10 protein-coding genes are annotated in these 18,835 nt (G+C 72.8%); all 10 read left to right on the top strand.

The annotated features are described in order from the left end of the window. Positions 1-7: 7 nt before the first annotated feature. The 10 genes from ACWPKK_RS03860 to ACWPKK_RS03815 all read left to right on the top strand — a co-directional run bounded on the left by ACWPKK_RS03860 (position 8) and on the right by ACWPKK_RS03815 (position 18,831). The gene (locus tag ACWPKK_RS03860) at positions 8-772 is read left to right on the top strand and encodes a hypothetical protein (RefSeq protein ID WP_452001158.1); all 765 of its coding nucleotides are present in this window, start codon (positions 8-10) and stop codon (positions 770-772) included. Continuing rightward, the gene (locus ACWPKK_RS03855; RefSeq protein ID WP_452001157.1) at positions 769-1,179 is read left to right on the top strand and encodes a GPW/gp25 family protein; all 411 of its coding nucleotides are present in this window, start codon (positions 769-771) and stop codon (positions 1,177-1,179) included. The genes ACWPKK_RS03860 and ACWPKK_RS03855 overlap by 4 nt, the downstream gene beginning before the upstream one ends. Positions 1,180-1,182: 3 nt before the next feature. Continuing rightward, complete coding sequence (locus ACWPKK_RS03850; protein ID WP_452001156.1) at positions 1,183-3,159, top strand: putative baseplate assembly protein; 1,977 nt, start codon at positions 1,183-1,185, stop codon at positions 3,157-3,159. Next, on the top strand, positions 3,156-5,357 hold the full coding sequence (locus ACWPKK_RS03845; protein WP_452001154.1) for a phage tail protein: 2,202 nt from the start codon (positions 3,156-3,158) through the stop codon (positions 5,355-5,357). The genes ACWPKK_RS03850 and ACWPKK_RS03845 overlap by 4 nt, the downstream gene beginning before the upstream one ends. A gap of 9 nt (positions 5,358-5,366) precedes the next feature. Continuing rightward, positions 5,367-7,829 carry a YncE family protein gene (locus ACWPKK_RS03840; RefSeq protein ID WP_452001152.1) on the top strand — a complete coding sequence of 821 codons (2,463 nt, stop codon included), beginning with the start codon at positions 5,367-5,369 and terminating at the stop codon, positions 7,827-7,829. After that, a complete protein-coding gene (locus ACWPKK_RS03835; RefSeq protein WP_452001151.1) occupies positions 7,830-9,362 on the top strand; it encodes a hypothetical protein in 1,533 nt (510 codons plus the stop codon). It begins immediately after the preceding gene. A gap of 171 nt (positions 9,363-9,533) precedes the next feature. Beyond that, positions 9,534-11,888, top strand: a complete 2,355-nt coding sequence (locus ACWPKK_RS03830) for a tail fiber domain-containing protein (RefSeq protein WP_452001150.1) — start codon at positions 9,534-9,536, stop codon at positions 11,886-11,888. After that, positions 11,889-13,448, top strand: coding sequence for a hypothetical protein (locus tag ACWPKK_RS03825; protein WP_452001148.1), 1,560 nt, complete (start codon positions 11,889-11,891; stop codon positions 13,446-13,448). Further along, on the top strand, positions 13,448-15,472 hold the full coding sequence (locus ACWPKK_RS03820) for an AAA family ATPase (protein WP_452001147.1): 2,025 nt from the start codon (positions 13,448-13,450) through the stop codon (positions 15,470-15,472). Before ACWPKK_RS03825 ends, ACWPKK_RS03820 begins: the two co-directional genes overlap by 1 nt. Beyond that, positions 15,469-18,831 (top strand): eCIS core domain-containing protein, encoded by a 3,363-nt coding sequence (locus ACWPKK_RS03815; protein ID WP_452001146.1) that lies wholly within the window; start codon positions 15,469-15,471, stop codon positions 18,829-18,831. Before ACWPKK_RS03820 ends, ACWPKK_RS03815 begins: the two co-directional genes overlap by 4 nt. Positions 18,832-18,835: the final 4 nt, after the last annotated feature.

Genomic DNA, 18,835 nt, shown 5'->3' with positions numbered 1-18,835 from the left:
GAGCGCCATGGCCCGCATCGACGTCCGGCTTCCCAAGGATCTGCAGGACCAGCTCGCCCTGCCCCTGTGCGCCGACCTGCGCCTGCCCAAGCCCAAGCTGCCGGAGATCCGGTTGCCGACCGGCGGCTCCATCAAGGCCATTGCCGACCTGACCCGCGGCGTGCCCGGCGACTGCTCGCTCAACGTCAGCATCGCGCTCCAGCTCGCCCCGGTCATGGCGAGCATTGAGTGCCTAGTGAAGGTGCTGGCGCTTGTCGCGCCGCTGATCGAGGTGGTCAAGGGGCTGGCCCCGTTCGACGTGCCGAAACTGGCGGACGCGGTGCCCGATTTCCTGGAGGCGGCCGGCAAGATGACGTCGTGCCTCCTTGTGCCGACGCCGGTAGCCATGGTGCCCTTCGTGAAGGACATCCTGGCGCTGGTCATCGCGCTGTTGCGCTGCCTCGTCCAGCAGCTCCGAAGCATCCTGGCGCTGATGTCCGGGTTGGAGCTGAAGATCGCCAGCGCACGGTCGAACGGCAACGCCGACCTGCTCGCCACCCTGCAATGCGCGCGGGAGAACGCGCAGGCCGCGATGGACAGCACCATGATGGGCATCGAGCCGATCAGCGTGCTGCTGGAGCTCGCCAAGCCCTTCATGGCGATCGCCAAGGTAGACCCCATCGCGCTGCCGGCGATGGCCGCCCCGGACGATCTCGCAGCCGTCGAGGCGAACCTCGCCAGCCTGCAATCGGCCCTGGACACGCTCCAGGCCGTCGTGGACGCGCTGCCATGAGACCCGCCGACCGGACCCCCCGCCCCTTCCTCGGCCAGGGCCTGCGCTTCCCGCTGGAAGTGGTGGGCGGCCGGCTCGCGCTGTCGCACGGCGAGCGCAAGATCGAGGAATCGATCCGTTTCATCCTGGGCACGGCGCGCGGCGAGCGGGTGATGCGGCCGCAGATGGGGTGCGGCGTGCACGATCTCGTCTTCTCGCCGGGCGGCACGGCGACACGGACGCGCGTCACCGACTCCGTCCGGCAGGCGCTGGTGCTGCACGAGCCGCGCATCGACGTGCTGGAGGTGACCGCCGAAAGCCCGCACGGAGCACCGAACCTGCTGCTGATCCGCGTCGCCTACCGCATCCGCGAAAACAACGCGGTGACGAACCTCGTCTACCCGTACTTCATCACCGAGGGGGCGTGAGCCATGGCAATCGCGGACCGGCTTCCCCGCCTCGACGATCGGACCTATGACGACCTCCGCCGCGAGGCGCGTCAGCGCATCGCGCGCTACACGCCGGAATGGACCGACTTCAACGACGGCGACTGCGGCATGGCGCTGGTGGAGGTCTTCGCCTTCATGACGGACCTGCTGCTCTACCGGCTGAACCGGCTGCCGCGCCACGCCCGCCTGAAGTTCCTGGAGATGGTCGGCATCGTCCCCGAAGCCGCCCGCCCGGCGCGGACCTACGTCACCGTCGGCGTCGAGAAGCCCTGGCCGGCGGCGGCCGTCGAGGTGCCGCGCCGCACCCGGGTGGCCGCGCCGGCAGACGACGGGCCGGTGATCTTCGAAACGTCGCGCCGGCTCGTGGCCTTCGCGCCGGAGTTGGCCGTCGTGCAGAGTTTCGTCGGCGGGGCGGTGATCGACCACACGACCGACAGCGCGCGGGCCGATGCCCCCTGGACGCTCTTCACCGACGCCCCGGACCCGGGAACGGCGCTGCTGCTGGGCTTCGTCTACGACGGTGCGTTCCCGGCGCGCACCGAACTCGCCGTCACCGTCTGGCTTGCCGACGGGCAGGGACTGACGCCCGTCGTCTGCGGGGGCGGACCGGTCTCCAGCGGCGTGCGCATCGCATGGGAAGGGTTCGACGGGCGCGACTGGCGGCGGATCTCCGTGCTCAAGGACGAGACGGCCGGCTTCTTCCGCACCGGCCAGATTTTCCTGAAGACCCCGGCCGAGGGGTTGCTCCGCCGCGCGGCCATGAATGGAGTGGCCGAGCCGCAATACTGGCTGCGCGCGCGGGTCGAGCGTGGCGGCTGGGACCGGCCGCCGCTGGCGCTGGCCGTCCGCATCAACACGGTTGAGGCCACCCAGGGCGAGACCATCGAAGGCGAGATCCTGGGCGGAAGCGACGGCACCGTGCGTCAGATCTTCCGGCTGGGCAACGCCCCGGTGCTGGAGGGGACGCTGGAGCTCTCCATCGACGAGGGCGAAGGGTTCGCGCGCTGGCAGGAGGTGGACGACTTCGTCGACCCGGCCGACACGCCCGGCCTGGATCCGGAGGTCCGGCGGGAGCGGCGCTTCTACGTGCTCGACCGGACGGTCGGCGACGTCCGCCTGGACGGGTACCGCGCCCACGCCCCGGCGGCCAACCCCGACCGGCCGACCTCCAGCGTTCGCGCCGACCGCTACCGCGCCGGCGGCGGGACCCGCGGCAACGTCCCGGCGGGGGCGCTGGCGATGCTGCTGACGCCGGTTCCAGGGCTCGACGCAGCCGCGACGGCCAACCTCTTCGCCGCCGAAGGCGGCACCGACGAGGAGACGCTGGAAGCCGCCGAGATGCGCGGCGCGCGAGTTATCCGCAGCCGCAACCGCGCCGTGACGGCCGAGGACTTCGAGCACATCGCGATGGGCGCCGGGCCGGTCGCCCGGGCGAAGGCGCTGCCGCTCCACCATCCGGACTTTCCCGACACCCCCGTGCCGGGCGTCGTCACCGTCGTCGTCGTCCCCGACAAGCAAGGTCCGGCCCCGCGCCCGGGCGAGGTGCTGCTGCGCTGCGTCTGCGCGGCGCTCGACAAGGCGCGGCTGCTGACGACCGAGGTCTATGTGGTGCCGCCCTGCTATCTGACCGTGCAGGTGACGGCGGAGCTGTACGCAACCCCGGACGCCGACCCCGCCGGCCTGAAGGAGGCGGCCCTCGACGCCCTCGCCGGCTTCTTCCATCCCTTGCGCGGCGGCCCTGACGGGAATGGCTGGCCGTTCGGCGGCGACATCCACTTCTCGCGCGTCCACCACGTGCTGCTGCTGCCCGGCGTGGACCGGTTGGGCACGGTCGAGATCGCGCTGGACGGCACCACGCACCCGGTCTGCACCGACGTCCCTGTCCCGGCCGGCGCTCTGCTGCAGTCGGGCGAACACGACGTCACGGTCCTGATCGCCGGCGAGGAGGACGACGGATGAGCAGCGCCGGCCCCCATCTGCCGCTCCCGCCGCGGCCGCCCCACGACCCGCTGGCGATGCGCCTGTCGGGGACCGACGGCTGGCGCTTGGCGGACGCCCTGCTGGACGGCTTGACCGCCGGCGGCGACGGGCTGGCGCTCCGCCTGGAGACCGTCACCCCGGCCGAGCCCGGCCCGCTCGACCCGCGCGGCACCTTCGGCGGGCTGGTGCCGCCGGTCACCGCCGCGTACACGCCGGACGGGCAGTTCTACGCGCTGGACCGCAAGGGGCGGCGCATCCTGTGGTTCGACGCCTGCTGCTGCCGCTTCGTGCCGCTGCCGTGCCTGGGCGACGCGCCAGGGGACGTCCGCATGCCCGACAGGCCACTCGCCTTTGCCGCCGACGAGACGATGTTGGCAGTCGGCGGGACCACGCCCAAGGGAGGCCGGGTCGCCGTTATGGGCCGGCGTGACCTAACGCCCCGGCTGGTGCTCGACCGGGACTGGGAGCCGAACGCGCTCGCCTTCGACCGGCGTGGGGGACTGTACGTGGCCGACCGGAAGCATGGCGTAGTCCACCGCTTCGCCGCGGGCGGCCGGCCGTCCTGGAGCGTGCCGGTGGGAGTGGTTCATGGGCTCGCGGTGGATTGCGCCGGCATGCCGTGGGCCGCCACGGAGACGGGATTGATCCAGTTGAAAAAGGCCCCTTCCTCTCCGGAGAGAGGGTTGGGTGACGGGGATTCGCCACGACGCAACGTGCGGGAGGTACGAGGCTCCCTTACCCGGCGCTTGGATGAGCCACCCTCTCCCCGGGGGGGAGAGGGTATCGGCCCCTTCCCGCCCCTGCCCTTCCGGCTCGACGCCCGCGGGCGCTTCGTGCTGGGGGACCTCTGCCGGGCCGCGGGCGGGACGCCGCGGGGCGCGGGGCTGTTCGCCGAGGACGGCACGCCGCTCGCCGAAGCCCCCGCCCCCTTCGCCCCGGCGATCTTCACGAAAGTCGGTCGCTTCGTGACCACCGCGCTCGACAGCCGCATCCACGCCTGCCGGTGGCACCGCCTCGCCTTTCGGGCCGAGCTGCCGCCGGGGACGCGCCTGACGCTGCGCACGCGCAGCGACGAGATCGAGTGGCCCATCGCCGGCGTCGCCGACCCGGCCGACGCCGGGTGGTCGGAGCCCCAGACCTGGGTCTCGGGCGATCCGGCTCCGGAATGCCTCGTCGTCAGCCCGCCCGGCCGGTTCCTCTGGGTGGAGGTCGCGCTGGCCGGCAACGGGTCGGCGACGCCGGCCCTGTGGACGCTCGACGTGGAGTTCCCGCGCGTCCCGCTGCGCCGCTACCTGCCGGCCGTCGTCGGCGAAAACCCAGTGGCGGCCGATCTGACCGACCGGCTGCTCGCCATCTTCGACCAGGGGTTCCGAGGGATAGAGAGCCGCCTGGACGAGGTCGGCTACCTGTTCGACCCGCGCTCCGCGCCGGAGCCGATGCTGGACTGGCTGGCCTCCTGGGTCGGCCTCGGCTTTCCGCAGGGACTGGGCGCGGCGGAGAAGCGCCGGCTGCTGCGCCATGCACCGCGGCTCTACGCCGAGCGCGGCACGTTGGAGGGCTTGCGCCAGTTCCTGATGCTGCAGCTCGGCCTCGACCGTGCCGCCTGCCGGCAGCGCACGGTCTTGTGCGGACCTGCCTGCGCGCCGCCGCCGCACCCGCCCGAACCCCCCAGGCTGATCCTGGAGCACTGGCGGCTGCGGCGCTGGCTCTTCCTCGGCCGTGGACGGCTGGGCGAAGCCTCGCGCCTGTGGGGCGAGGCGGTCCTCGACCGCAGCCGCGTCGGCGAGGGCATGCGGCTCGGCGGGACGCGGTTGGCACTGGAGCGCGATCCGCTGCGCGACCCGTTTCACGCCGAGGCGCACGCCTTCAGCGTCTTCCTGCCTGCCGGCCGGGGAGCCACCCCGGCGCGGCGCCGGCGCATTGAGGCGCTGGTGGTGCGCGAGGCGCCGGCCCACACGCGGGCCGTTGTCCACTGGGTCGAGCCCAACATGAGGCTCGGCATCCAATCCACGCTCGGCTTCGACGCGGTGCTCGGCACGCCCTGCGCGCCGCCGCCGGCGGTGGGCGAGGCCAGGCTGGGCCACGCCACCCGGCTCGCCGGGGCCGGGGGCGGTGCCGGGATGAGCGGCCGGCTGGGGGTGGACACCCGGTTCGACCGGGGCGGTGCAGGCACATAGGAGGGGGCGATGCTGACCACACACCCGGATATGGCACTGTGCCCGGACTGCGAGCCGCGGCCGATGCTGAAGAACCACTGGTTCTGGGGCAAGTCCGTTGTCCCCCGGGACATGACTGACGAGCAGAACTGGGTGGCCGAGCACATCCGGCTGCACCACCAGCGCCTGCACGGCACCGGCATCGTCTGCGGCCTGCGGCTGGTCCAGCACCCGAATCCGGCCTGCCGCGACCGGCTGGTGGTGCTGGAGCCCGGCAGCGCCATCGACTGTTGCGGCCACCACATCCTGGTCCTGGAGGAGGAGGTCGTCGATCTCGACGCATTCGAGGAGGTGCGTGCCCTCAAGGCCGACCTCGACGGCAAGCCGCACACGCTGCGGTTCTGCATCCGTTATCGCGAGTGCCCGACGGAGGAGGTGCCGGTCCTCTACGACGAGTGCGCCTGCGATGACACGCGCTGCGCACCGAACCGCATCCTGGAGACCTGGGCACTGGAGGTGGAGATCGACCCGCCGCGGCTCGTCCGCGCATACGCCCAGCCGCGCCTGGAGCGCGCCGGGACGCTGCTGATTCCGGGGGCTTCGGCCGTCACCCTGGATGAGGCGGGTGGCCGGCTGTTCGCCGCCGTCGGCGACACGGTGATGGAACTCGACGCGGCCACCCAGCTCCCGAGCCTGCCGGCGCGCGACCTCGGCGCCCCGGTGCGGGCCATGGCGCTTGGGGCCGGCGGCTCCCGCCTCGACCTCGTCGTCGGGAGCGGCGCCGGCAGCGACCCGAAGCTGACGGTGCTCGACATCGGCGGGCCGACGCCGCTGGCCACAGCGGCGCTGCGTGATGGGGCGCTGGCCGGCGCACTGGCCGGGAGCGTGGCGCTGACCGAGACCGCCGCCGGCGAGTTGGTGTCGGTGATCGAGCCGAAGGGTGGCGTGCGCTGGTTCGCAGCCGGTGTGGCCGCTCCAGGAGCCCCGGACCGGCAGGTGGACCTCGGCGTCAAGACCGCTGGCCTCGCATTGTCCGGCGACGGCCGCACCGCCTGGCTGGCCGAGCCCGGGCAGCCGAGCCTGCACGCCGTGACGCTCGATGTCCCGGCGCCTACCGCGGCGAAGGTCGGGGTGAAGCGCGTCGGCCAGGGTGGGGCGACGACCCCGGTGCCGCTCGACCTCGTCCGCGCCCTGACGGCCGACGGTCCCGACCGGGTGGTGGGGCTGGAGCGTGCGACGTCGTCGCTGCACCTCGTCGATCCGGCCACCGGCACGGTCGAGAACAGCGTGGTGCTGGAGCACCCGCCGGTGGACGCGGTCGTCTCGCCTGACGGGCGCTGGGCCTATGTGGTGGTTGCCGACGGCGCGGGGGACGGCCACGTCCAGCCCGTCAGCCTGCACGCCATGCGCCTGGGCAAGAGCGTGAACGCCGGCCCGGCGTTCACCGTCGGGCCGAAGGCCGGCACCCCGGCGATCACAGCCAAGGGGGACCGGCTGTACGTGCCGCTCGCCAACGGCATCGCGGTGATCGACGTGGGCGACGTGGACTGCGCGTCGCTGCTGGAAGGCGGCGATTGCCCCGGCTGCCTGGAGGCCGACTGCCTCGTGGTGGCGCGGGTGGACAACTGGCAGCCGACGCTTCGGCTGACCGATCCGCCGCCCGGACTGCACGACCCGAGGGCCGACGCCGCGGCAGGGATCGCGCGCATCGACAATGACGCGGAACGCTCCGTCCTGCCGAGCACCCAGGCCATCGCCGCCGCGCTGAGGTGCTTCATCGAGAATGCCGGCGGCGGCGGTGCCGCCGGGCCGCCCGGGATGGAGGGACCGCCGGGCAAGGAAGGGCCTCCTGGCAAGGAAGGGCCGGAAGGAAAGCGGGGGTCTCCCGGCAAGGACGGCCTGTCAGCCGTCGACCTGACGCTGACGCGCATCTGCGCCATCAACTGGGAGCACACCCGCGACTGGCCGATGGACCGCCTCGGCGTCCACGCCCGCGGGCCGGGGTGGGAGCGCCGCGGCTTCGGGCTGGTGATCGCCTTCACCAACGAGGTGCTGGTCGAGGACCTGAACGACATCAGCTTCATGCCGCTCATGGAGACTCCGGAACAGGAAGCCCAGGAGTTCCAGCGCAGCTGCTGGTGCCAGATTCCGGGCGAGGTCTTCGGGGTGAGGCTCGAACAGCGTTGCACGATTCCGCCCCCGGTGACGGAGCTCGACGTCCTGCCTGGGGGATCGAGCGCCAACGCCGCGCTGTACTTGTTCGCCGACCGCGTGGCCGAGCGGCTCCGGAACCTCGTCGCCGAAGGGCAGTTGCGCGTCCGCGTCCTCTTCAACGGCGACCTCGTGCGCGACGACGTCGTCATCGGCGGGGTGCGCAAGCACCGCGGCGTCGACGCCGACCATCTGCCGCCCTGGGTGTCGAACCGCGAGTCCGGCGACTTCATCGAGGGCGGCATGTTCGAGAGCTGGTTCCGCCTGGGAAGGGAGGGTTGAATGGCCTGCGCCCACTGTTCCGGCCACGGCGGAGCCCGCCACGCCTCCTCCGCTCGGACCAATCTCCCCCGGTATGCGCCCCGGCCGGCGCCCGACGCCGCCCCGGTGTGCGAGCCCGACCCCTGCGGCTGCGCCTGCGGCGGCCTCGAATGCCTGTGCCGGCCGCGCTGGGTGGCGGGCATGGTGATCCAGGATTCGGACCTGAACCGGCTTGACCACTACATCACCGCCAAACAGCGCCTGCACAACCGCTTCGTCCACGGCGTGGGCGTGGTCTGCGGGCTGGTGGTGACCTGCCACCCGTGCGGCGAGGGAGTGGTGCGGGTGTCGCCGGGCTACGCGCTCGGCCCCTGCGGCGAGGACATCGTCGTCTGCGACGAAGACGCAGTGGACGTCTGCGCCCTCATCCGGAAATGCCGGTCGCTGGAGCGGCGCGACGTCGAGTGCCGCCCATGGGGTGACGACCGCGCCTGCCGCGACGTACGCGAGGCCTGGGTGCTGGCGGTCCGCTACGACGAGCGGCCGAGCCGTAACTCCCCCATGCTGCGCGCCGGCAAACGCGACTGCGGCACCGGCTGCGAAGGGGGCTGCGAAGGGGGCTGCGACGGCTCCTGCGGGTGCGGCACGAAGCCTCCGAAACAAGTCCGCCGTGAGATCCCCACCGCCTGCCTGCCCACGGTGCTGTGCGAGACCTACCGCTACGAGGTGTTCCGCGCCCCGCCGCAACCCGACTGCCGGCCGCGCGGCAACCGGACGCCGCAGCCCGGGCGGCTGGTCCAGCGTCTGCAGGCCTGCCTGGAGGACCTTCTGGAGGTCGTCCGCAGGCCGCCGCAGGCGCCGCTGAACGCCGCGCTCGACCGCGCGGGACGGCGCGCCTGGAACGAGTTCTGCGTGCGCCTGAAGGCCGGCCTGCGCGAGCACCTGATCCACGAGGGGACCACGGCCTGTGCGCTGGTGGAGGAGCTGTGCGCGGTGCCCTGCGCCAGCCCCGATCTGGAAGAGCAGGCCTTCGTCGATGCCATGTCCGCCGCGCTCGCCCACGTCGTCCCCATCCTGAACGCTGCGGTCAAGGACTGCCTGTGCCTGGCCGCCCTGCCCCCCTGCCCCGAGCCGGTGCACGACCCGCGCCTGCCGCTGGCGCTCGTCACCGTAGAGGGGGGTGCGGCCTGCCGCGTGGTCGAGGTCTGCAACACGACGCCGCTGCGTCCGGTCGTCGGCACCTTCCCGAACGTCGCCTACTGGCTGTCCGCCTTCGGCGTGATCGAACGGATCCGCACGGCGCTGTTCTGCTTCTGCTGCGGCACGGCTCCGGCGGAAGACCAGCACGCGGGCGTGCCTCCGGGTGCCGTCCCGTTCGACTTCGACTTCGCGCAGTTCGGCATCGTCGGCGACTGGCTGAAGACGATGCAGCCCGCCCCCAACCAGGCGCTCCAGGCGCTCGGTGACGTGATCGGCGTGGGCGGGACCGCCGAACTGAAGGCGCAACTCGACGCGCTGAAGGCGGAGGTCGAGGAGCTGAAACGCAACCTGTGATCGAACTCTTCTTCCCTTGCGGGAGAAGGGTTGGGATGGGGAAATTATCCCCGGAAGGGCGGAAAAGAGCCGGACGCGGCATTGTCGGTGTTCGGCGGCGGAGATTTGAACACCTCACCCACCCCCCTCCTGCAAGTGGAGAGGGGCTATTGCTCCAAAAAGGAGACCGCCATGGACCCGTCCGTCCGTCCGCAGTTCTTCGACGGCCAGTACATCGGCGCCGACGATCTGGAGGCCATCGGCGCCTACGGCGACGCGCGCCTGCGCGAGCATCTGCTGGGCGGGCACACCTGGGGGATCGCGGCGGGGCTCGACATCGTCGAGAAGCTCCGGCCCGACGGCGCCGTGGACGCCTGGGTGCAGCCGGGGTACGGCTGGGACGGCTACGGGCGCGTCATGACCGTGCGCAGCCCCGTCCCGGTCGCGCCCGACGCGCTGAAGGGGTTCCCGTCGGGCGCATGGTTCGTCTGGCTGGCCTACCGCGAGACCGGGCAGAGCGCCGCCCGCGCCGCCTACGGCCTGTGCGAGGGGTTGGACCTCTATCTCCGGGTCATGGAGAGCTGCGAGCTGCGCGTCACCGGCGATCTGCGGCTCGACGAGCGGGTGGGCGGGGTCGCCTTCGGCGGCGCCACCCGCCCCGACCCGCGCCTCGTCCGCCGGGTCTTCGATCCCGCGGGGCCCTTCCTGTGCGACGGCTCCGTACCCGAGCAGGGGGCGCCGCCGGGCGGTGCCAAGGCGGTCTGGCTGCTGCCGCTGGGCCTCGTCGGCTGGGACTCCGGGACCGGGAGGTTGCGGCCGCTCGCGCCGCCGGAACGGCTCGGCGCGCGCACCTTGCGCCGGTACGCGGGCGCGGTGGCCGAAAGCATCATGGCACCCGGCGGGCTGCTGCGCCTGCGCCCGCGCCTCGCCCTTGCCAAGGGCAAGACGGACGGCGACGTCGACGCCGTGTGCGCGGAGCGGGCGCTCGGCGCCGCCGATCTGGTCGAGGAGGACGGGCGGACGCTGCCGCGCGACCTCGTCTGGGTCGAGGGGCACCTGCGCGCCTACGGCGACGCGCGGCTGTTCGGCGGGCGGCTGGAATTGCGGGGGGGCGATGGCGGCGAGCCTCAGGGGCCGTTCACCCTCGGCCGGCGCGACGCCATCCCCACCGTCTCCCAGGAGCTGGAGGTCGCCATCGGCACGGCGACGGGAGCCGGGCTGAAAAACCGCCTGATCGTCGGCCCGGTCGTCGACGCCAACGCCGCACCGCGCAGACTCCGCCCCGTCCTGGCGGTCGAGGCCGACGGGCGCGTCGGCGTGGGGACGGCGACGCCCGACCTGACGCTCGACGTCAAGGGCGACTTCGGGCGCGACGACGGGCCGGCGACGGTGCACCTCCAGCAGTCCCGTGTCGGTGACGCCGGCGACGGCCGGCTGGTCCTCAGGGCGGGGGCGCGGTCCATCGTGCTGGGCGATGCGGACCACCACGTCGGGATCAACACCGCCGCCCCCTCCCCCGCCTTCGCGCTAGAGGTCAAAGGAACCGTCGGGCTGACGGCAGTACCGGCCGCGGTGACGCTGCTGGGCTCGACCATCCGGGACGGCGGCGACGGGGTTCTCCGGATCGCCAGCGGCGGCAACACCGTGGCGTTCGACGGCGGCGACCGCGTCGGCATCGGCACCGACGCCCCGGCGGGCGACCTGCTGCTGGACGTCAAGGGCGGGATCGGGTCCAGCCAGGGACCGGCCTTCATGCGCCTGCTCGGCTCCCTCATCCGGGACAGCGGCGACGGCGTGCTGCGCATCGCCAGCGGCGGCGCCACCGTCGCCTTCGACGGGAACGACCGCGTCGGGATCGGCACCGACGCGCCGGCCGCCGACCTCAGGCTCGACGTCCAGGGTGGCATCGGCTCCAGCCAGGGACCGGCCTTCGTGCGGCTGCTGGGCTCCGTGATCCGGGATGGCGGCGACGGGGTTCTGCGGATCGCCAGCGGCGGCAACACCGTGGCGTTCGACGGTGGCGACCGCATCGGCATCGGCACCGCGGTCCCCGCGGCCACGCTTGATGTGGCCGGCACAGCCCGTTTCGGGAACGACGTTACGGTCTACGGCCAGCTCTACTCCACGGGGACCTTCTGGCCACCCTCGGACAGCCGGTTGAAGAACGATGTAACTCCTATCGAGGACGCGCTCGCGACGCTGCTCCGCCTGCGCGGCGTACGCTTCGTCTGGCGGCCCGACGCCGACGAGGACCGGCGCCCGCAGGTCGGAATGCTGGCGGACGAGGTCGAGGCGGTCTTCCCGCAATGGGTGCGCGAGGGACCGGACGGTTTGAAACGTATGAGTGCCCGCGGCTTCGAAGGCCTCGCCGTCGAGGCGTTCCGCGAGCTGGACCGCCGGATGCGGGAGAACGAGGCGCTGGCCGGGCGGGTGGAGGAGTTGGAAGGACGGATCGCGCGGCTGGAGGCGGCGCTGGCGGGCCGGGCGGACGCCCCCGGACCCTCCAAATCCGCGCGACCGCCCAAGCGCCCACGCGGGAGCGCCTAGATGGTTGCCGCGCGCCTTACGATCGGCCGGCTGTCCACGATCGGTCTCGTGGACAGGGACCACCCGCGCCTGGAGGCTGTCTGCGGGCGGCTCGACCGGATGGCCGAGAGGCTCGGCTCGGCGCTCGGCCCGGTCCTGGAGGGGCTGTTCGCCGACCAACCCGACGGCGCCGTCTGCCTGATCCGCCGGCTCGACCTGGACGTGGCGCTCGACCCCAACGGCGACGAGGCCGAGCAGCGTACCGCCTGGGCGGGCGCTATCGCGACGGCGCTTGCGCGCCGGCTGTCGAGCGATGGGGACGGGATTGTCCGCTTCGCCGACCGCGCCGGCCAGCTCGCGCACTTCCTCGACCGGTTGGCGGCGGGCGACGCCTGGTCGCTGTGGTACCACGAGGCGTTCGCCGGCCTGCGCGTGCTGCCGGCATCCATGGCCTTGCGCACAGCCATCCTGGCCGACCCCGCGCCGGCGATCGAAGCGCTCCGGCGGCTCGACGGCTGGGCACGGTTCCGCATCCTCGACACGCTGGGCGAGACCGGGTGCCGCCGCGTCCTCGATGATCTCGCCGCCAGGGGTGACGGGGAGGCCGACCCCGCCCGGATCGTGGAGGAGGCCCCCCTGTGCCGGTCCACTCCGGCCATGCCGGGGCGTGCGGCGCTGGAACTCTACCTTGCGGCCTGCGGTCCCGGAGGCGTCCGGCCAGGCCCGGCCACGGCGGCGCTCGCCGGCGCCATCGCCCGAATCCGGGCAGCTGCCTTCGACGACCGGGCGCTCCTGGACGCACTCGCGGACGGCGCGCTCGGCGCCGCTGTAGCGGCGGGCGGGAGCGAGGGAGCGGCGCTGGCGCTCGCCCTGCGGACGCTGTCGCCCGGGCAACGCCGCGCACTTGTGGAATCGGTCGGGGCAGCCGCGACGCCCCCGGACGCCGAGTACACCGTCCACGGCGGTCTTTTCCTGCTGCTGGACGCCCTCGACGGGTTGCCGCTCCCCGATCCGGACCGCTGGCCGGAGCCGCCGGAGATGGCAACGGACGCGCTGGTGCGCTTCCTAGTGCTCGCCAACGGTCTGGGGCCGGAGCGGGCGCCCGGCGTATTCGGCGATCCGGTGTGGCGACGCCTGTTCGGCCTGCCGCCACGGCTTTCGCCCACCGCCGTGACCGCTTGGGCGCGCAGCGTCCCCCCAAGCCGGGCCAGCGCCTGGACGCGAACCCTGATAGCCCTCTCCCCCCCGGGGGGAGGGTTGGGTGAGGGGGATACTTCGGCTCCTCCGTGCGCTCGGGCGATGCGAACCCCCCTCACCCGGCCGCTCGGCCTCGCCGCCGCCGCCATGCTCCAGGCCTTCTCTTGGCGGCTTCCCGGTTTTGCCGGAACGAGCGCCGGGCACCTCCGCGCGAATTTCTTGTCCGTCGCGGCGAAGGTCGAGCGCAGCCCGGCGGCGATCACCGCGACGCTCGCCCGGCCGCCGCTGGACGTCGTCCTCGCCATGAGCACGCTCTCCGGCGCGACGCTCGACCTGGGCTGGCTCGGCCCCGTCCCGATCCGCATCCAACGGGAGGCGTGCTGATGAAGCCTGGGCTCGACGCGGAACTGGCGTGGCTGGACGGGCTTCTGCACCGGGAGGTCCGGCGCATCCGCGCCCTCTACGAACTGTCGGTGGACGAGTTCCGCGGCATATACGTCAGCGACGAACAGGTCGATGCCCACCTGGCGGCGGGCCTTCCGGCCCCCCCCGCGCCCGGCCCATTGCCCGACCCGCAGACCGGCACCGCATGGGCGGTCGCGTGCGGGCGCCTGGAACTGGCGCCCGTTGAGCGCGGCGTACTGGTGCTGGCGCTGGCGCCCGAGCTGGACCGCAAGTACGAGGCTCTGTTCGCCTACCTCAACAATGAGGTGACGCGGCGCTGGCCGACGGTGGACCTTGCCGCCCGGCTTCTCGGCGACGCGCGCGGTGCCCGCGCCGCCCTCCTGGAGGAGGGCCGGCTGCTGGCCTCCGGCCTGATAGAGGGCGCGGAGGAGGGGCCGGGCCGCCGGTCCAGCCTCGCCCGCGCCTTCGCCGCCGGTCCCGCCCTGACCCGCTTCGTCCTTGGCCTGCCGCCAGATTTGGCCGCGGGCTGTTCTTGGACGGACGCTCCATCCGACGACACGCTTCCGGCGCAACTGGCCGCCGTCGCCGCCCGGTTGCGCGAGGACACCACCATCCCGCCGCCCGCTCTGGCGCTCTCCGCGCCGGCGGGCACGGGACGGCGGCAGGCGGCGCAGGCGCTCGCCAGGCACCTGGGGCGGCCGCTGCTGACGGTGGACCTTGGGATGTGCGAGGACACGCCGCGGACGTTGCTTCGCACGGCGCTGACCGCACGCCTGACGCGGGCCGTCGTGCTGATCGCCGGCCTCGACGGGCTGGCGCCGGAGGATGGGCCCGCCCAATCGCGTCTCGGCGCCGCGCTCGCCGCCCTGCCCGGCCCGACGCTGCTGGCACTCGACCCGCGCGGGGCGCCGTGCCCGGCGCTCGACGGGCTGGCCCTGTGGCGCGTCGAGTTGCCTCCGCCCGACGCCGCCATCCAGCGCCGCCTGTGGGCGCGGGCGCTCGCCAACGCGGGCATTCCGGCCCCCGCCGAGCATGCGCAGGTCCTGGCCGAGCGGTTCCGCCTGGGGCCCGAGCGGATCGCTCTCGCCGGCCGGACGGCCGCCTTCGCCGTCGGCCTCGACAGCCCCGCGCAAAGAGAGAATCCGCTGCCACTCCTCTGCCGCGCGGCGCGGGAGCAGTCGGGCTCGCTTCTGCGCCGCCTCGCCTCTGCGGTGCCATGCCCGTATGGCTGGGACGACCTCGTGCTGCCGCCGGCCACCATCGACCGCGTACGCGCCGTGGCCGACGCCATCGCCCATCGCAGCCGCGTGCAGGAGGACTGGGGAATGGCGCGGCACAGCGGGGGCGGCGGGCTGGTGGCGCTGTTCCAGGGGCCGTCGGGCACCGGCAAGACCATGACGTCCGGCGTCATCGCCGCAGAACTCGGTCTCGACCTCTGCCGCGTCGACTTGGCGGGCGTCGTGTCGAAATACATCGGCGAGACCGAGAAGAACCTGGACCGCATCTTCCGCGCCGCCCGCCGGTCCAACGCCGTGCTGCTGTTCGACGAGGCCGACGCCCTGTTCGGCAAACGGTCGGAGGTGAAGGACGCGCACGACCGCTACGCCAATCTGGAGGTCGCCTATCTGCTCCAGCGCATGGAGGAACATGACGGCCCGATGATCCTGGCGACGAACCTGTCGCGCAACATGGACCAGGCGTTCAGCCGCCGCCTGCACCAGACCGTCGAGTTCCCGCGCCCTGACGCCCTGGCGCGCGAGCGGCTCTGGCAGCGGATGCTGCAGCCGCCTCTGCCCTGCGCCGACGACGTGGATCCGGGCTGGCTGGCGCTCACCTTCGATCTGACGGGGGGTGAGATCCGCAAGGCGGCGCTGGAGGCCGCCTATCTCGCCGCCGCGGCCGGGAGCACCGTGACCATGGAGATCCTGGCGACCACCGCGGCCCGCGAGAGCCGCCGGCAAGGCCGCCTTGCCGGGTTGGCCGGCGGGCGGGAGGTCGCGTGAAGCCCGCCCGCGCCCCGTCCGCCTGCACCACCGACGCCAAGGCGCCGGCGGGCTGCGGCGCGCGGCGCGCGACTCCCGCCCCCGACCCGCATCCGCTGGCAGACAACCGGACCATGCAGGCGCTGCTGCGCGGGGGCACGGTGCGCGCAAAGCTGGAAATCGGCGGAATCGACGACCCGGAGGAGCGGGAGGCCGACGCCGTCGCCGATAGGGTAATGCAAAGCGCGGAGGGTGCCTGCTGCGCGGCCTGTGCTGGCGGCGACCAGAGGCAGGGCGACACGGTGCGGCGGACGGCGGGCGCGGGAACGGCGCCGTACCGGGCCCACATGCCCGCCGCCCGCATCCGCGGGCTGGCCGGCGGCGGCGAGGCCCTGTCCCCGCGCCTGCGCGGCTTTTTCGAGCCGCGGCTCGGCGCCGACCTGTCCGGCGTGCGGCTTCACACCGGGCCAGGGGCCGCCGCCGCGGCCCGCTCGATCGGCGCACGGGCCTTCACGCACCGCGCCGACGTCGCCTTCGCCGCTGGGCAATACGCTCCCGACACGGCCGGCGGCATGCGCCTGCTCGCCCATGAGCTCGCCCACGTCAGCCGCGGGCACGCCGGCGGCTCTCCCGTGCGCCGGCAAGCCGCCGCACCGGCAAACGCGCCGGCACCGGAACCCGCGCCAGACTCCGGGACGGTCACGGCGGCGGTGGACGTCATCATCGACGCGCTCGAGGGCTACACGACCGCCGGGGACAGCGAAACAATCCTCGGCCGTTTCCGGGGCAAGGGCGCCGCCCATGTCAACGCTCTGGTGGACGGCGTCAAGGGCCGCGGCCACCGGCACGGGAAGAACGGCGACCAGATGGTCGACTGGCTGCTGGGCGATCTAACGGAGGAAAACCGCCGCGAACTGCGCCGGATCCTCATCCAGAGCCGCAACCCCGATGTCGAGCGCATCGTGGCCGGCGAAATCGTCGACCTTCTGGCCGGCTACACCAGCGAGGCGGACAGCACCGAGATTGTCCAGCTCTGCACCGGCTTCTCCGGCATGGCGCTCGACGGCCTCCTGGTCCGCATTGAGACCTCGACCGGACGCAGCCGGAACTCGGTCCGTGACCAGCTCTTCGGCGACCTCGACCGGATTAACGCGGAGCGGCTGCGCCAGCTATTCTTCCGCCAGGGCGGCCCCATCGCCACCGGCTACGCCACCGCATGGACCGCCGGCAAGATCATGGACCTGCTCGCCGGCTACACCAGCGGTTCCGACAGCACCGCCATCGTCCGGAACTTCGACACGACGCCGCAGGAGTTCCGCGGCCTCGTCCAGGTCCGCCTGGACGAACTGTGCCGGGCCTCGCGCAACAACCAATCCGCCCAGGATGCGCTGATGCACGACATGCACGCCGGCGACTACGAGACGCTGCGGACCATGGGCGGGCTGACGCTCGCCCCGTACGTCGACACCCGCACGACCGCCGAGAAGGTCGTTGCGAAGGCGGAATGGACCATGGTGGTGCTGGAGTGGGTGGCTTGCGGACTGGGCGGGATCGTCACGGGCCTTCTGTCCGTGCTCTGGGACCTCGCAGTTGGACTCAAGGACATCGCCGTCGCTGTGTGGGACATCCTCTGGTCACTGGTCTACCTCTTCTCCGGCGGTGCCGCCGGCAGCGACAACTGGCTTCGGGTGAAGACCTTCTTCACCGGTGTCGGCAGTCTGTTCACCGACACCGGCAAGGTCTGGGACCAATACTGGGAGGAGCAGGCGCTGGAATTCCGCACCGTGGAAGGGCCGCTGGCGGACTGCCGCCGTGCCGAGTTCTGGGTGCGCAAGATCGTTTCCGGCATCGTCAATGTCGTGCTGATCCTGGTCGCCGGTTACGGTCTCGCCAAGGGTGCCGTCTCCGGTGCCAGGACGGCAGCCGGGACGGCGGAGCTGGTCGAAGCCGTCGGCATACGCGGTGTCGTGTCGGCCGGGGCGCGCATCGCCGCCCGGCGGCTTGGCAGGTTCGTGACCGCCAGCGCGGAAGCTGCCGGGAAGTTCATCCAGGTGGTGAAACAGCCGCTGGCCCTGGCACAGGCCATCAATACCCGCCTGCGCGTCGTGCTGATCGCCGCGGAGGATGTCGGCTATTGGCAGTACCTGCGCCGGCAGGCCGGCGCGGCGGCCGGGGCCGTGGGCGATCTGGCCGCCGAGCAGCTCGCCGCCGAGCAGCGGTTCTGGAGCGACCAGCGCCGCTTCTGGCGGGAACGCGGCGTGGCACAACAGGCCCGCGGCGCGGCGCTGGCCGAGGATCTTGGCACCGTCGAGCACAACCTGACCAACGATCCCCCCCGGCAACCCGAGGACCCCGCCACCATCGGCGACCTCGCCGACGATGCGGCCCAGCTCGATACCGAGTCGGCGCGGCTGAACGACGATGTCGTCAAGGCCCCGGCCACGCCCGCCGAGCAAAAGGCGGCGCAGCCCGGAATACCGTCCGCGAGTGAAGGCCCTGCTTCCCCGCCCTCCGGGACCGCAGCGGCGGCGGCCGGTGGGGCCGAACGGGAGGCGACGATCGAGCAGCTCATCGAGGAGTCGCTGGCAGGCCATTCTCCGGAACCGTCTGCTCCCCTGAATCCGGCGGAGTTCCAGCCTCCGGCCCCCCCTCAGCGGCCCGTGTACACCAGCCTGCGCCAGATCGATCCGGCCAGCATCCCGCCGGGCGAGGCCGCGCGTTACCGAACGGCCTACCCGCGGTATGTGGCCCGGCGCCAGCGCGAGATCGCCGCCGGCACGGGATCAGGCCGTCCGATCCTGTCGGAAGACGACTACATCCGGGCGCGGTGGGGCTACGACTCCGGCCTGCTCCGGCGTGGAGCGCACGCCGGACCGACGGATCTCGGACGTACGGGGGCTATCGAGCAGGAGGCCGGGCGAGCCATGCAGAAGATCGTCGACACGCGGCTGCCGCCATCCAGTTCGAATACGGCGGTCTACCCGAACCCGCACGGCGACCCGGTCATTCCGGACCATCTCCCCCCTGGAGCGGGCGAGGTCTTCCTCGACGCGAAAGGCCACAAGGCGGCGACGGGGCGGCGCTTTTCCGCACGTTTCGTCGGCGACAGCAAATACCTGGCCGGGCGCGTTCCCATCGATGGCCAGACCCGCGGTTTGGTCAACCTGGCACGCTTCAGCGACGACAAAACGCTCGTCTTCTACATCCGGTGGCAAGGGAGCTTCCCCGCCGCCGAAAGCCTAACCTTCGACTCCGCTCTCGGTGGGCGCGTCATGCCGGTGAGGCCGTGGAACGAACAGCTCGTCAGCCCGGCGTTGCGGGAGTTCGCGCGGCAGCGGGGCGTCAAGATCCGGCTCGTATCGGACCCTCTGTGGACATAGCGCA

This window comes from Azospirillum largimobile, from assembly GCF_977007025.2.
This window is presented reverse-complemented; position numbering and strand designations above follow the sequence as displayed.